Below are 14,677 nucleotides of genomic sequence, written 5' to 3'. Positions count from 1 at the left end.
GCCAGGACCAACACCAAGATCGCCCGCATCCACGCACCGTCGATGTCAATCCCCGGTGGCGTCGACCGCGCGGACGAGGGCGGTCGGACATGGAACCTGGTCAGACCTGGAACAGGGACGAGACGAACTCGGTGAGCAGCCGTTCCTTCAGGCGCGGGGGCAGCGCGTCCAGCAGGGCCAGCACCGGTGCCGTGCGCGACGGCAGGCCGGGAGTGCCGGCACCGCCCGGACCCGCGAAGGCCAGGATGCCCGCGACGTCCTCGGGCGTGAGGGAGTCCGGGTCGAGCCCGGCGGCCAGCGCGGCCAGGTCCGGGTCGACGGTGACGGGCTCGGCCGCGAGCGCGGCGGTGACCGAGGCGGCCAGGTCGGCGAGGAGCGGACCGACTCGATCGGCGGTCGCCGGGGTCAGGGTCAGGTGCAGGTTGGGCGGCAGCCCGTCGTAGGACAGCTGGGGCTGGAGGTACCAGCCGCGCACCCGCATCTCGTCGGCCACGTGCAGCATCAGGCCGAGGTCGGCCTCCCCGCCCGGACCGGTCACGGCGACCGCGACCAGGCTGCCCGCCGGTTCGCCCAGCACCCGTACGCCGTCCAGGGCCCGCAGCCCGGCGAGCAGTTCACCGGTGGCCGTCGCCACCCGCCCGGCCAACTCGGTGTAGCCGTCCGCGCCGAGGTGGCGCAGCACCGCCCAGGCCTGCGCCAGCAGCCCGCCCGACTTGGTGCCCTGCACGGTCGGGTTGACCACCGGGTAGCCGGGCCAGCCCGCGTGCGCGAAGTACTGGTGGCGCCGGAGTCGGGCGTCCCGGTACAGCACGACCGACGCGCCCTTGTCCGCGTACCCGTACTTGTGCAGGTCGACCGAGAGGGAGGTGACGCCCGGCACGGACAGTCCGAACGGTTCCACGGGCCGTCCGGTACGGGCGAGGAAGGGCAGATCCCAGCCGCCGATGCACGCGTCGACGTGACAGAGCACCCCGTGCTCCGCCGCGGCCGCCGCGACCTGCGGCACCGGGTCCATCACACCGTGCGCGTACGACGGTGCCGACACGACGACCAGTGCGGTGCGGTCGGTGATCGCCGCCGCCGTCGCGGACGCGTCCGCCCGGAAGGTCACCGGGTCGACCGGCACCACCACCGGGTCGAGACCGAGGTAGTGCGCTGCCTTGTGGAACGCGGCGTGCGCGGTCGACGGCAGCAGCAACTCGGGGCGGTCCACACCGCGTTCGGCGCGCGCGTGGTCCCGGGCCGTCTTCACCGCCAGCAGGATCGACTCGGTGCCGCCGCTGGTGAAGGTGCCCTGCGCGCCGGGTACGCCGAGGACCCGCACGACCGCGCCGACCACGTCGTTCTCCAGCCGGGCCACGCTCGGGAAGACCGTCGGGTCGAGGCCGTTGACGGTCGCGAACGTCCGGTAGGCGGAGGCCGCCAGCTCGTCCACGCCGGGGCGGCCGGAATCGTAGACGTACGCGAAGGTCCGGCCGCCCCGGGTCGGGGCGTCGGCCGCACGCAGGCCGTCCAGCTCCGCCAGCACCTCGGACACGGGCCGTCCGGCGTCACCCAGCGCGGAGCGCGGCCCCTCGTCGCCGGAGCCGTGGGCGGGGGGACGGGGGGAGACTTGCGAGGCGGTCGGTTCAGTGGTCACGGTGACGGTCCTCCTGCGCGGGCGCGGGTGCGGGCATGGGTGCGGGTGCGGCTTCGGCAGCGGGGGAGAGGGACGGGACGGGCGGCGCTTGCGGGTCCGGCCTGCCACCGGACGGGTCCCCGGGCGGGCCGTCGGCGGCGTCCAGCCGGGCGGATGCCCGCCGGTAGCGGGCGAGCAGCAGGAGCGCGGCGAGTGAGAGGGCTGCGGGCAGCAGGCTCGTCCCGAGGGCGATGCCCGTGACGGCCGACGACGGCTGGGTCGCCCGACGGCCGGCGTCGGAGGAGCGGAACCCGGTGGCCGCCAGCACCAGCGCGAAGAGCGCGGGTCCCAGCGCCATGGCGAGCGTCTCGGCGGCGGTCCACAGTCCGGTGAAGGTGGCGGCCCGGCGCCGTCCGCTGCGTCGGGCGTCCGCGGCCAGGGTGTGAGCCAGCATGGTCAGCGGCAGCAACTGCAGCCCCGCGTACGCCACTCCGGACAGTGCCACGGCCGCGTACCCGACGACCGCCCCGGTGTACGGCGTCAGGGACAGCAGGGCGCAGGCCCCGGTGAACAGCAGCGACGCGCACCACTGGGCGTACTCGGTGGAACGCGCCCGGGCAAGCCTGTTCCACAGCGGCATGACCAGCGCCATCGGCCCGATCATGCAGACGAACAGCGGGGTGACGGCACCCGCCGAACCGAGGGTGTACGTGGCGAAGTACTGCGTCCCGGCGAGCATCACGCCCACCGCGAGCGCCTGCACCGCCCACATCCCCGCCAGCGCGGCGAAGGCGGGGTTGTCCCGGCCCGCGGCGAACTGAGCGCGCAGCGACCCCTCGGCCTCGCTGCGCAGCACGACCGGCGCGTGCCGGGTGCAGTGCCAGGCACCGAACATGCCGACGGCGAGCAGCGCTCCCACCACCACGCCCATCGTGCGGTAGCCGGACGAGGCGCTCGGCCCCTCGCGGGCGAGGGCGGGCGCCAGCGCGCCGGAGAGCAGGATGCCGACGCCGAGGAAACCGACCCGCCAGCCCAGCACCCGGCCCCGTTCGACCGGGCCCTCGGTCATCTCGGCCGGCATCGTCACGTACGGGACCTGGAACACGGCGTAGGCGGTCGCCGCGAGCAGGAACAGCACGGACACGTACGCGGCGGCGGCAGCACCGTGCAGCGGAGGAGCGGCGAAGATCAGCGCGAACAGCGGCGGCAGGGTGATCGCGCCGGCCAGCAGGAAGGGCCTGCGTGAACCGCCGCGTGCCCGGCTGCGGTCGGCGGCGGCCCCGATCAGCGGGTTGACCAGGACGTCCCACGCCTTGGGCAGGAACACGGCGGCACCGGCCACCACCGCCGGCACGGCCAGTACGTCCGTCAGGTAGTAGAGCAGGATGAGCCCGGGCACCGTGCCGAAGGCTCCGGTGGCGAGGGAACCGAGTCCGTATCCGACGCGGACGGCACCGGGCAGTTCGGGGCCGGTCCGCGGTGCGGGTGCCTCGGGCATGTCCGTTCGCCTTCCGGTCGACCACCTGTACGTGACGTCACTCGGCAACGGCGGCCCCCTGGCGCCGGCAGGGCTCCGAGGATAGTTCCGCGACCGACCTGTGGAGACCCAACGACGCTGTTTCGGACCTGTGTTGACTTTCGGATCACCTCGTACGCGGGGTGGCCCGCGGGGAGACGGCCTTGCCATCATGGGGCGGTGAACGACGAACAGCGCATCCCCCCTTCGAAGGTGGCCGACGACCGTGCGTCGCTCACCTCGTTCCTCGACCACCAGCGTGCCACCCTGGCCATGAAGTGCCGGGGACTGACCGGCGAGCAGCTGAAGCAGAAGGCGGTGCCGACCTCGGGGCTCACACTCCTCGGCCTGGTACGCCACGCGGCCTCCGTCGAGCGAAGCTGGTTCCGCTTCGCCCTGAACGCCGAGGACCTGGAGTCGTTGTGGCCCGGAGAGGTCGACGGCACGTTCGCGGACTTCCACGTCGAGGACGCCGACGTGGAGGAGGCGTTCGCGGTCTGGCACGAGGAGTGCGCCCACGCCCGTGCCGTCGCCCGCTCCTTCGCCTCGGTCGACGGCACCGTCGACTGTGGCGGCGTGACCATCTCCCTGCGCTACGTCCTCACCCACATGATCGAGGAGTACGCGCGGCACAACGGCCACGCCGACCTCCTGCGCGAGGCGATCGACGGAGCCGTCGGCGAGTAGGCGCCGGCCGCACCCGCGGCAAGCTCGTCCCGGCCGCCACCCACCCACCGACCGTCGCGGCGGCGAGCTTCGGGGCCCCTCTCAGCCGTCCTCGGCGATGAAGCCGGTCAGCGCGGCAGCGACGGCGTCGGGCTGTTCGTCGGGGATGAAGTGTCCTGCGTCCGGCACGACGATCCCGGTGGCGTGGTCGGCCCACGGCCGGACGGAAGCCGCCATGTCGGGGATGGAGCCGTGGCTGCTGGAGATCCCGAGAACCGGAACCGTCAGGCGCTGTCGCGCCAGCGCCTCGTGGTTCCTGCGCGCCGACTCGGTGGCGTCCCGGTAGTAGGCCAGGGAGGCACGGAGACCGCCGTCCGCCGCCACGGACGCGGCGTAGTGCTCGATGTCGGCGTCGTCGAAGGTGTCGGAGGCGAGGGTCTTGGCCTTCAGGAACCAGCCGACGTACTCCCGTTCGCGGCCGGTGAGCAGCGTCTCGGGCAGGTCGGGCACCAGGTGGAAGGCGAAGTGCCAGGTTTTCCAGGCCTGTTGGGGATCGGTCGGGACGGCGTCGGGGAGCGTGATGCCCGGGATGCCGGCATCGAGCAGCGCCAGGCCGCGCAACCGGCTCCGCTGCTCCAGGGCGAGGGAGAAGGCGACCCACGCGCCGATGTCGTGGGCGACCAGCCAGTACACGGAGACTCCGAGCGCCTCGACCGCGGCGTGGACGTGCGCGGCGACCGTGTGCGTGTCGTAGCTGATGTCCGGGCGTTCGGAGTGGCCCTGGCCCGGCAGGTCCAACGCGATGACGTGGAAGCGGGCGGCCAGGGGCGGCATCACCTCGCGCCACGCCCACCAGGTCTGCGGGAACCCGGCGAGCAGCACGACGGCTGGGCCCTCCGGCCGGCCGCCCTCGACCGCGTGGAGCCGGACGCCGTCCGCGTCGACCCAACGGTGGGTGAAACCGGCCAGGTCGGGCAGCGGCAGGTCGCGGACCGGGTTGCCGGGGACGCCGGGGGCGCTTGCGGGCTCGTTCATCGTTCTCCTCCGTCGGCGTGAAGTGTGTGCTGAGGGTCGGCCTGATCGTCGAAACAGAGGGTGATCAGGAGCTTCACCCTAACCCATCTTGAACTGAATGGTTCAAGATGGGAGAATGGTCTCCGTCGGGGATGGTCGAGTGAGAGGGAGGTGCGGCATGGCGGGCAGGAAGCAGTTCGACATCGCCACGGCGCTCGATGCCGCGATGCTCCAGTTCTGGCGGGCCGGTTACGCGGACACGTCGGTGGACGACTTGTCCCGGGCGACCGGACTCAACCGCAGCTCCCTCTACTCCTCCTTCGGCGACAAGGACACGCTCTTCACGCGCTGCCTGGAGCGCTACTCCACGCGGTACGGAGACAAGTACGACGCCGCGCTGTCCTGCGCCGCCGACCGGCCCCTGGCGGCCGTGCGGGCGTTCTTCGACGTCACCCTGGACCGCATCGCGGACCCCCGTCTGCCCGACGGATGCCTGGTGGCCCAGACCGTCATGGCGACCCCGGTGCTGAGCGCGAGCGTCGCGGAGCGTGCCCGCGAGGCGATCGGCTTCCAGCACACCCGGCTACGTGCCGCGCTGAAGGCCGGCCGGCTGAACGACGAGGCTGCCGAGTCCTTCGCGACCCACCTCGCGGCCGTGAACCAGTCCCTCGCCGTCATGAGCAGGGCCGGAACGGGCACGGAGCGGCTGCGCGCCGTCGTCGACGTGACCCTCGGCGCACTCGCGCGGACTCTCGACGCGGGCGACTGAGGAGGCGTTGCCGGTGCCTCCTCGCGATGTCAGTCGGGGTAGGCGTGGGTCTGGGTGGCTTTCACCGTGGCCCAGACGGCGGCGCCGGGGCGCAGGTCGAGGTCGGCGGCGGCGAGGGTGGTCAGGTCGGCGGCGAGGGGCAGTTCGCCGGTGAGGTCGGCGCGGATCCGGTCGCCGTGGGTCTCGAGACCGGCGACCTCGCAGTGCCAGAGGTTGCGGGCGCTGGAACCGGTGGGGCGGTCCCGGTACAGGGTGACGGCGCTGGGCGGGAAGGCGACGAAGGCCGGTCCGGCCAGCTCCTCGGTGGTAGTGATCACGGGCCCGTCGTCGATGCGTACCGTGTGGCCCTCGGCCTGTCCCCGGTAGAGGTTGAGACCCACGAGGTGGGCGATGTAGTCGGTGCGGGGACGGCGGGCGATGTGCGAGGGGGCGCCCTCCTGGACGACGTGTCCGTCCTCGACGACGACGAGGTGGTCGGCGAGGACCATGGCGTCCAGGGGGTCGTGCGTGACCAGTACGGCGACCGCCTCGAAGTCGGCCAGATGGTGGCGGAGTTGGGCGCGGACGTCCAGGCGGGTGCGGGCGTCCAGGGCGGCGAGGGGCTCGTCGAGGAGCAGCAGGCGGGGGTGGGTGGCCAGGGCGCGGGCGAGGGCGACGCGTTGGGCCTGGCCGCCGGAGAGCCGGCGGGGTCTGGCGGCGGCGTGCTCGGCGAGTCCCAGACGCTCCAGCCACGTGGCGGCCTGCGCTCGCGCCTCGGTCTTGGTCGCGCCCCGGCAGCGCGGTCCGAAGGCCACGTTGTCGAGCGCCGTCAGATGGGGGAAGAGGAGGTAGTCCTGGAAGACGACCCCGACCGGCCGGGATTCGGGAGGCGTTCGGTCCAGCTCCGCGCCGTCGAGCCGCAGATGGCCGTCCGAGAGCGGGACGAGACCGGCGAGGGCGCGCAGGGCCGTGGTCTTGCCGGCGCCGTTGGGGCCGAGCAGCGCGACGACGTCGCCGGGGGCCGCGGCCAGTGCCACGTCGAGGCGGAAGGCGCCGCGCTCGACGACGAGGCGCGCGTCGAGCCCCTGAGGCTCGGCGTCCGCTCCCGGGTCCGTCTCCCCGGTGGTCTTCTCGGTGGTCTTCTCGGTGTCGGTCATGAGGCGGTCATCCAGCGGTCGCGCAGTCCGGCGAGGACGGCGACGGAAACGGCCAGCAGTACCAGGCTGAGGGCGACGGCGGCCTCCGGGTCGCTCTGCAGGGCGAGGTAGACCGCCAGCGGCATGGTCTGGGTGCGGCCGGGGAAGTTGCCGGCGAAGGTGATCGTCGCCCCGAACTCGCCGAGTGCCCGTGCCCAGGCCAGGACGGCACCGGCGGCGATCCCGGGCGCGATCAGCGGCAGCGTGACCCGGCGGAACGCCGTGAAGCGGGACGCGCCCAGGGTGGTGGCCGCCTCCTCGTAGCGGGGGTCGGCAGCACGCAGGGTGCCCTCGACGCTGATGACGAGGAACGGCATCGCCACGAACGCCTCCGCGAGGATCACACCGGTGGTGGTGAACGGCAGCGTGATCCCGAACCACGAGTCCAGCCACCGCCCGACGACCCCGTTGCGGCCCAGCGCCATGAGCAGGGCGACACCGCCCACCACCGGCGGCAGCACCAGCGGCAGCGTCACCAGGGCCCGGACGAGTCCGCGTCCGGGGAACTCCACCCGGGCCAGCAGCCAGGCCAGCGGCACGCCGATCACCATGCTCACGACGGTCGCCGCCGTGGCGCAGATCAGCGAGAGCCGCAGCGCCTGCCACACCTCGGTACTGGTCAGCAGCTCCGGCATGCTCCCCCAGGGCGCCCGGATCAGCAGGGCGGCGAGAGGAAGCACCAGGAACGCCAGGCCGACGAGCGCGGGGACGAGCAGCGGCAGCGGAGCCCCGCCGCGGACCGGGCGGCGGCGCCGCTGCCCGCCCGTGCGGGGGCCGGTCGCGGCACCGGCCTTGTGCGGGGCGGTCACGGCGCGGTGAACCCGGCCTCGGTCAGGACCTTCTGCCCCTCGGCGGACCGCACCAGTTCGATGAACTCCTTGCCGACCTCGGCGTTGGGGGCGTCCCTGAGCAGGGTGATCGGGTAGTCGTTGACGGCCTTCGCCGACTCGGGGAACTCCACGCCCTCCACCTTGTCACCTGCCGCCCTCACATCCGTCCGGTAGACGACCGCGGCGTCGGCCTCCTTGAGGACCACCTTGTTGAGCGCCGACTTCACGTCCTCCTCGTAGGAGACCGGAGTGAGCTTCAGACCGGCGGCGGTCAGTGCCTTCTGGGCGGCGGCTCCGCAGGGCACCGTCCTGTCGCACAGCACGACCTTCAGATCGTCCCCGGTGAGGCCCTCCAGGGAGGTGATCCCGTCCGGGTTGCCCGGCAGGGTGGCGATCTCCAGCTGGTTGCGGACGAAGGTGACCGGTGTCCCGGCGGCGGCGTCGGCGTCCGTGACGACCTTCATCGTCCTGGGGCTGGCGGAGGCGAACACGTCGGCCGGTGCGCCGCTCGTGATGCCCGCGGCCAGCGAGTCGCTGCCCCCGAAGTTGAAGACGACCTTGGTGCCGGGGTGCTGCTTCTCGAAGTCCTCGCCCAGCTCGGTGAAGCTCTCCGTCAGCGAGGCCGCGGCGAAGACGTTCACGGTCCCGGACAGCCTGTCCGAGCCGCCGGCCGACGAGGATCCCCCGGACTCGGCGTCGGAATCGGAGCCGGAGGACGAACAGGCGCTCAGGGCCAGCAGCAGGACGGCACCTGCGCCGGTCAGCAGCGGCATCCGGCGGGTCCGGCGCGCGGAACGGGTCAACACGGGGCCACTCCTTCGAGGTCCTGAACGGACGTAGGCGTGCATACGCAGAGCATACTGCCGCAGATGCAAGGTGAAAGTCTCTTGTCGCTTCGCATGAGCGTGATCATCGGTTCTACGGCCTGGCATGTGCGTTTGTACGTTCCCGGTCCGCCGCCACACGTCCGCGGCCTGTCACCGGCAGGCTCCGGAGTCGGCGCACGAGCGAGCCGATCACCGCCCCTCCCCGGCGTTCCCGACGAAAACCGGGTGACCGCGCTCCGGGCGGGTGTGAGGATGACGGGCGGTCGGCAGGGGACGGAGTGCACGGGGTGGGAATGACGGGGACTTCGGTCGAGGCAGTGGACGCGGTGGACTGGAGCCGGTTCGAGACGGACTCGCCGGAGCACCACCCGGTCGAGGAAGTACCCCGCGCGCTGCGGCGCCTCGCCAGGAAGGGGCCCGCGGCGACGGAGCCGGACTGCCACCCGCTGTACGACTGTCTGTTCGGGAGGGCGGGCGGAGTCGGGTCGGTCGCTGCCGTGGCCCTGCCGTTCGTCACCGCGCTCGCCGCCGACCCGGACAACGGCGCCCGCGTCGCCCTCGTCGAACTCCTCACCGCCCTGCACGACGCCGCGCGCCGCGGTCCCGGGACGCGGGGGATCGCTGGTACGAGGAGTGGCGGCGCCAGGAGAGCACCCTCGCGGCACTGTCGGCGGATCCGGACCCCGCGATCCGGCGAGCGGCCGTCCCCCTCACGGACGACGGCACACTGCTGGAGCGCCGGCACACCGAGAACGACCCGGCCGTACGCCTGGGCGTGCTACTGGCGTTGGGCACACGGGCGGCCGCCGGCTCCCAGGAGGCGGCCGGCCCGGGCCCCGGCAGCCGGGACCGTGCGGACCCGCGCGTCGTCCGGGCGGTGCTGGACCAGGTGGTGCGGGACGGCGAGCCGGTGCTGAAGGTCGCGACCGTGGTCGCGTGGGCGTCCCTCGACCGCGACGTCCCCCTGCGCCACACCGGCCTGTTGCTGGACGTCCTCACCGACCCGGCGGTCCGCCCCCGTTTCGAGCAGATCTGGTTCCCGCCGGACGTCGAGAGCGCGTTCACCCGCGACGACGTCGCCGCGTGGGTGACCGGGCTCTTCGGCCACCGCCCCCACACCGCCCTGTCGTTCGTGATCCGGCTGGCAGAGGCCGCGGACCGCACCGGGGACACCGGCCTGCACCGGGTCGCCCTCGACGAGGCGTGGCGGCTCCTGGTGCCGCGGCCCTCCCTCGCACCCCGGGTGCTGCCCCTGGCGGCGCGGCTGCTGGACCATCCCGACGACTGTGTGCGCCTCAAGGCCGTGCACCTCCTCGCGATCCTCGCACCGCTCTCCGCCCCGTACGCCGACCGTCTGGCGGCACTGATCGACGATCCCGGGACCGACCGGATCTCCTGGATCGAGGGCACCGTCGGCGACTTCGCACGCTGGGCCCTCGTCAGGCTGGACGACCCCCGTGCCCTCCCCGGCCTCGTCGAGGCGTTGTGGGCGCCCTACCGGGAGCAGTACGCACGCGGCTACGCCACGGGCGACCCGCGCGGCCCGGAGATCCACGAGGTCCTCGCCCCGCTGCGGGAGCACGCGGACGTCCTGCTGCCCGTGCTGCGCCGGGAAGTACGGCTCCAGTACGAGCGCGACGGCGATCACGGCCCGCTGACCGGCGTCCTGGTGAGGGTCGCCGAGGCGTGGGGCCCGGCGGCACTGCCCGCGCTGCCGGAGCTGATGCCGCTCCTCAAGGACACGCGGTACTCGCTGAGTGCGGTCGACGCGCTCGTCGCGATGGGGCCGGGGGCCGCGTCCACGGCGCCCGCCGTGCGCGACGCCGTGGTCCTCGACCACGCGGCCAACCACCGGAGGATCGCATGGGCCGCGTGGCGCATCGGAGGCGGGGACGACGACGCGGTCCTGCGGCTGCTGGGCGAGGCGGTGGAGCAGGAGCCGGGCCCGGCCTACGGACCGGTCTCCCTCCTGGCCGACTTCGGTTCCGCCGCCGCCGCCCACGGCGAACGGGTGCGGCACATCATGGACACCGCCGAGGGCCTGACGGCGGTGGAGGCGGCGGTCGCCCTGGCGGCGATCACCGGCGATCCGCGGCCCGGCCTCGCGGTGCTGGAACAGGCCGTCACGGACGCCGCCGGGGACGACGACGGCTACGGGTTCCTCCTTTGGACGCTGCGCGCCTTCCTCCGCATCGGCGCGACCACCCCCGGCGCGCGTCACGTCCTCCACCAGGTCAGGGCTCGCGACCGACGGCTGTCCGCCCACTCGGACTACCGGGCCGTCCTCGACGACGAGGAAGCCCGCTCCCTCATCGAGGCGGTGCTGGCGCTGCCGTGAGGAGCGCCTCAGGTTCGTCGAGGGGGCGTAACCAAACGCTCGCGCAGCGCCGTCAGCTGGTGGGAGTGCTCCACGGCACGTGTCTCGTCCAGGGTGGTCATCGCCAGCAGCAGCGCGTCGGCGACCAGGAGACCGGTCAAAGACTCGTTGGTGTTTCCGGTGGGCGTGTGCGGCGCGGTGAGCACGGCGTCGACGCGGTCACCGAAGCGCTCTCCGAGTTCGTCGGTGATCAGGACGACACCGGCCCCGACCGCCCGCGCCCGTTCCACCAGGACGGCCAGCTCGTGCAGCGGGCGGGCCGGCTGGAAGACCGCCACCGCGTCGCCCTGCGCGAGGGGCAGCAGATCGTCGGCGAAGGCGAACCCGGTGGCCCCGCTGAAGCGGGCGCGGCGCCCCAGCCGGCCGAGGGACAGGGCGAGGTGGCGGGCCCCGAACTCGCACGCGGCGACGCCGTAGCAGAAGACCTCGCGGGCCGGAGCCAGTACCTCGACGGCCCGCTCGAAGGACTTCGTACCGGTCAGACGCCTGGCCTGCTCGATGCGCTCCTGCGCCTCGTCGAACACGTCGCCCCAGATGCTCTCCAGGTCCTGGCCCACGTGGGAGATGCGCTGCCTGAGCCGGACCTCGGGCGCCTGCGAAGCGGTGAAGTCCGCGGCCAGTTCCCTCTTCAGAGCCGGAAGCCCCGCGTACCCCAGGTGCTGCAAGGCGCGGACGACGGTGGCGTTGCTGGTGCCGCTGGCGGTGCCCAGCTGCTGAGCGCTGGCGAACATGATCTGCTCCGCGGGCGCGCTCGCGAGGTACTGCGCGACGGTGCGCTCGGACGCCGAGAGCTCCTCCCACAGGTCTCGGATCGCGGTCCGCAGCCGGGCCAGCCCGCCCGGACCCACACTGCCAGCCTCTGGAACATCCATTACGCCTCTTGACTTACTCGGTTTCGTGGTTACGCTCTGAGCAACTTGTTCCAATGATGTTCACTCTTGGAACGGATGTTACAGCACGATCACCCTCCCGAGGAGTCCTGTCATGCACCACGCCCTGCCGGTCATAGAGATCTCCGGAACACCGGCGGAACGCGGGCGGCAGTACGGCGAAGCGGTGCGCTCCCGCATCGGCGAGGCCATCGGGTACTACACCGAAGCCTTCGGCGAGGCCTCCGGACTGACCTGGGATCAGGTGACGGCCCGGGCCCAGCTCTGGCTGGAGCCGGTGCACGACCACGCTCCCGACCTGATCGAGGAGATGCGGGGCATAGCCGACGGAGCAGGCGTGGGCCTGCTCGACGTACTGGCGCTCAACGCACGCGGCGAGGTCATCTACGACTCCACCTTCAGCCGGCTGCCCGAGGACGAGGAGGCCGCCGAGGGCTGCACCTCCTTCGCGGCCTACGGACCGGCGAGCGGCGACGGCCATGTGTGGGCCGGGCAGAACTGGGACTGGCGGGCCGCGGTGGCCGGCACCGTCGTGATGCTGCGCATCGTGCAGCCTCCGAAGCCGACCCTCGTCATGCAGGTGGAGGCCGGTCAAATCGGCCGCCAGGGCGCCAACTCGGCGGGCATCGCGCTCAACGCCAACGGACTGGGCGGACGCTTCGACGACACCGTCGGCCTGCCCCAGACGGTGATCCGCCGCAGCGTGCTGGACCAGTCGAACATCAGCGACGCCCTGCGCGTGCTGTGCCGGACCCGCGCACACATCGCCGGGAACGCGCTGCTCACCTGCCGCGAAGGCTTCGCGATCGACGTGGAGGCCACCCCGGCCGGACACCGCTGGATGTACCCCACCGACGGTCTGCTGGTGCACGGCAACCACTACCAGGCCGGCATCCCCACCGCGCTCGCCGCCGACTACCGGCCCCTGGCCGCCGACTCCCTCGTCCGGGTGCCCCGCGCCGAACAGGGACTGCGCCGACTGCGTGACTCCACGGGCCCCGACGAGTCCCGCAAGACGATCCGGCAAGCCATGTCGGACCACCTCGGCTTCCCCGAGTCGCTGTGCACCCACCCCGACCCCCGCAGGTCGCCCGTACGGCAGTGGCAGACACTCGTCTCCTCCTGCGTCGACCTGACCTCCGGCGACTACCACGTCACCCCCGGCACCCCCTGCGACCGCGGCTACCAGGACCTGCCCTGGAACCTCTACGACGGCCCCCACGCCCCCAAGTAGACCGCACCGACCGGCTGTTCCCACCCCCCACGCTCCGCCTCGCCCCCCACGTCCCCCCCGCACGCCGCAGAAACGAGCAGTCTCCGCACCACCCTTCCCGCCCAGGAGCCACCGTATGAAGTTGAAGACCTCGATCGCCGCCCTCGGGCTGGCGGGCATGACGGTTCTCGCCACCGCCTGCAGCGGCGCCGACACCGGCCCGGCCGGGGCCGCGGCCCGCGACGTGACCCGGTTGCAGCTCACCCCGACCACCCCCGCGGCCGCCGGTGGGGTGGACAGCGTCGACTGGCTGCTGGAGGACGAGCCCGACTCGCTGGACCTCGACACCCAGGGCGGCAGCGCGGGCCGCACGGTGCTCACCAACGTGTGCGAGCGCCTCTACCAGTTGCAGCCCGACATGAGCGTGCGGCCGTGGCTCGTCGACAAGGCCGCCCGGCCCGACGCCAAGACCCTGGTCCTGACCCTGCGCGACGGTGTCACCTTCCACGACGGCTCCGCCATGACCGTCGACGACGTCCTGTTCAGCCTGCGCCGCCACGCGGACCCGGACATGTCCGAGGCCGACGAGTTCGAGAACGTGACGTCGATGGAGAAGACCGGCGCCCACGAGATCACCGTCAGGTTCGAGGAACCCGACGCCCTGTTCACCAAGGCCCTCGCCGGCGATGCCGGACTCGTCTACCAACAGAAGCGGGTACGGCAGCAGGGGAAGGACTTCGGCACACCGGGCCAGGCAGACGCGTGCAGCGGCCCCTACCGGCTCGCCTCCTGGAAGTCCGGCGACTCCGTCACCCTGGAGCGCTACGACGACTACTGGGGCGACAAGGCACTGACCCGCGAGGTCGTCTTCCGCTGGGCCGAGGACAGCGCCATGGTCAACGCCCTGCGCACCGGCGCGGCCGACGGCGCCTACACCGACTCCATCGGCACCGCCGCCGCCCTCGACGGCAAGAAGGGCATCGACCTGCACTTCGGACCCAGCACCGCGACCCTCGACCTCATCCCCACCGAGCGCGGCGGCCTGGCCGACCCCGACATCCGCAAGGCCCTCTCCCTGGCCCTCGACCGCGAAGGCATAGCCAAGTCCGGCTACGGCGGCCTGGCCCAGCCATGGGCGACGCCCGTCGGCTCCGGCGCCTGGGGCTACGAGAAGTCCGTGTTCTCCGCCGCACAGGAGAAGCTGACCGGCGCCCCCGCCTCACCCACCTCCGCCGACATCGCCCGCGCCAGGCAACTCGTCCAGAACGCCGGGCACAAGCCCGCCGGACCGATCGTCATCGGCACCGACAGCACACAGGGACGCCTCGTCATCGCCAACGGCGTACGCGCCGCACTCCAGCAGATCGGCCTCAAGGCACAGATCAAGACCGTGCCCTCCGCCGAGTACGGCGAGTTCTACGGCGACAGGTCCGCCCGCGCCGGCATCGACGTCCTGGTCGCCGACTGGTACATCTCCAAGAGCGACCCCGTCGGCTTCTACGACAACGGCGTCTCCGACGACTCCAACAACTGGGTCGGCTTCCACAGCGCCGCCTACGACACGAAGGTCGCACAGGCCAAGCGGACGCTGGACGACGCCCGGCGAGCCGAGCTGGTCGTCGACATCCAGCGCCGATTCGCCGACGCCGCCGTCTGGATCCCCGTGGCACAGACCCCCACCGCCCTGGCCCTGGGTGACAAGCTCACCGGCCCGCCCGCCTCGATGGCGTACCTCTACTACCCGTGGGCCGCGTCGCTCGGCGCGAAGAAGGGCTGAGCGCC

At 72.7% G+C, this 14,677-nt stretch carries 12 protein-coding genes; 5 read left to right on the top strand and 7 right to left on the bottom strand.

Annotation, left to right across the window (positions count from 1 at the left end; genetic code table 11):
- Positions 1 to 100: 100 nt before the first annotated feature.
- A complete protein-coding gene (locus tag BJ961_RS19390; protein WP_271417099.1) occupies positions 101 to 1,558 on the bottom strand; it encodes a pyridoxal phosphate-dependent decarboxylase family protein in 1,458 nt (485 codons plus the stop codon).
- Positions 1,559 to 1,628: 70 nt separating this feature from the next.
- On the bottom strand, positions 1,629 to 3,116 hold the full coding sequence (locus BJ961_RS19385) for an MFS transporter (protein ID WP_271414048.1): 1,488 nt from the start codon (positions 3,114 to 3,116) through the stop codon (positions 1,629 to 1,631).
- Positions 3,117 to 3,314: 198 nt separating this feature from the next.
- On the opposite strand from BJ961_RS19385, the gene BJ961_RS19380 reads away from it, so the two are divergent.
- Complete coding sequence (locus BJ961_RS19380; protein ID WP_271414047.1) at positions 3,315 to 3,821, top strand: DinB family protein; 507 nt, start codon at positions 3,315 to 3,317, stop codon at positions 3,819 to 3,821.
- 81 nt (positions 3,822 to 3,902) lie between these two features.
- On the opposite strand, the gene BJ961_RS19375 is transcribed toward BJ961_RS19380, so the two are convergent.
- A complete protein-coding gene (locus tag BJ961_RS19375; RefSeq protein WP_271414046.1) occupies positions 3,903 to 4,835 on the bottom strand; it encodes an alpha/beta fold hydrolase in 933 nt (310 codons plus the stop codon).
- Between the two features lie 157 nt (positions 4,836 to 4,992).
- On the opposite strand from BJ961_RS19375, the gene BJ961_RS19370 reads away from it, so the two are divergent.
- Entirely contained in the window at positions 4,993 to 5,583 is a 591-nt protein-coding gene (locus tag BJ961_RS19370) for a TetR/AcrR family transcriptional regulator (RefSeq protein WP_271414045.1), read from the top strand.
- 29 nt (positions 5,584 to 5,612) lie between these two features.
- Here BJ961_RS19370 and BJ961_RS19365 read toward each other — a convergent pair whose 3' ends face one another.
- Genes BJ961_RS19365 through modA form a run of 3 tightly spaced genes read right to left on the bottom strand, consistent with a single transcriptional unit; the run spans position 5,613 to position 8,394 of the window.
- Complete coding sequence (locus tag BJ961_RS19365; RefSeq protein ID WP_271414044.1) at positions 5,613 to 6,719, bottom strand: ABC transporter ATP-binding protein; 1,107 nt, start codon at positions 6,717 to 6,719, stop codon at positions 5,613 to 5,615.
- Positions 6,716 to 7,567 (bottom strand): molybdate ABC transporter permease subunit, encoded by an 852-nt coding sequence (gene modB, locus BJ961_RS19360; protein ID WP_271414043.1) that lies wholly within the window; start codon positions 7,565 to 7,567, stop codon positions 6,716 to 6,718. The genes BJ961_RS19365 and modB overlap by 4 nt, the downstream gene beginning before the upstream one ends.
- Positions 7,564 to 8,394, bottom strand: coding sequence for a molybdate ABC transporter substrate-binding protein (gene modA, locus BJ961_RS19355; RefSeq protein WP_271414042.1), 831 nt, complete (start codon positions 8,392 to 8,394; stop codon positions 7,564 to 7,566). Before modA ends, modB begins: the two co-directional genes overlap by 4 nt.
- Before the next feature lie 808 nt (positions 8,395 to 9,202).
- Between modA and BJ961_RS19350 the strand changes: the two genes are divergently transcribed.
- Positions 9,203 to 10,753 carry a hypothetical protein gene (locus BJ961_RS19350; protein WP_271414041.1) on the top strand — a complete coding sequence of 517 codons (1,551 nt, stop codon included), beginning with the start codon at positions 9,203 to 9,205 and terminating at the stop codon, positions 10,751 to 10,753.
- Positions 10,754 to 10,761: 8 nt separating this feature from the next.
- Here the strand turns inward: BJ961_RS19350 and BJ961_RS19345 are convergent, their stop codons facing one another.
- Positions 10,762 to 11,664, bottom strand: a complete 903-nt coding sequence (locus tag BJ961_RS19345) for a MurR/RpiR family transcriptional regulator (RefSeq protein ID WP_271414040.1) — start codon at positions 11,662 to 11,664, stop codon at positions 10,762 to 10,764.
- 112 nt (positions 11,665 to 11,776) lie between these two features.
- On the opposite strand from BJ961_RS19345, the gene BJ961_RS19340 reads away from it, so the two are divergent.
- The gene (locus tag BJ961_RS19340) at positions 11,777 to 12,916 is read left to right on the top strand and encodes a C45 family autoproteolytic acyltransferase/hydolase (RefSeq protein WP_271414039.1); all 1,140 of its coding nucleotides are present in this window, start codon (positions 11,777 to 11,779) and stop codon (positions 12,914 to 12,916) included.
- Between the two features lie 115 nt (positions 12,917 to 13,031).
- Complete coding sequence (locus BJ961_RS19335) at positions 13,032 to 14,672, top strand: ABC transporter substrate-binding protein (protein ID WP_271414038.1); 1,641 nt, start codon at positions 13,032 to 13,034, stop codon at positions 14,670 to 14,672.
- Positions 14,673 to 14,677 lie beyond the last annotated feature (5 nt).

This window comes from Streptomyces lienomycini, from assembly GCF_027947595.1.
GTDB classification, from domain to species: domain Bacteria; phylum Actinomycetota; class Actinomycetes; order Streptomycetales; family Streptomycetaceae; genus Streptomyces; species Streptomyces lienomycini.
This window is presented reverse-complemented; position numbering and strand designations above follow the sequence as displayed.

What these genes read in the sequence shown, in the direction of transcription:
- BJ961_RS19375 (WP_271414046.1), bottom strand. Translation starts at nt 4,835, where the DNA reads ATGAACGAGCCCGCAAGCGCCCCCGGCGTCCCCGGCAACCCGGTCCGC.
- BJ961_RS19365 (WP_271414044.1), bottom strand. Translation starts at nt 6,719, where the DNA reads ATGACCGACACCGAGAAGACCACCGAGAAGACCACCGGGGAGACGGAC.
- BJ961_RS19340 (WP_271414039.1), top strand. Translation starts at nt 11,777, where the DNA reads ATGCACCACGCCCTGCCGGTCATAGAGATCTCCGGAACACCGGCGGAA.
- BJ961_RS19335 (WP_271414038.1), top strand. Translation starts at nt 13,032, where the DNA reads ATGAAGTTGAAGACCTCGATCGCCGCCCTCGGGCTGGCGGGCATGACG.
- BJ961_RS19385 (WP_271414048.1), bottom strand. Translation starts at nt 3,116, where the DNA reads ATGCCCGAGGCACCCGCACCGCGGACCGGCCCCGAACTGCCCGGTGCC.
- BJ961_RS19345 (WP_271414040.1), bottom strand. Translation starts at nt 11,664, where the DNA reads ATGGATGTTCCAGAGGCTGGCAGTGTGGGTCCGGGCGGGCTGGCCCGG.
- BJ961_RS19370 (WP_271414045.1), top strand. Translation starts at nt 4,993, where the DNA reads ATGGCGGGCAGGAAGCAGTTCGACATCGCCACGGCGCTCGATGCCGCG.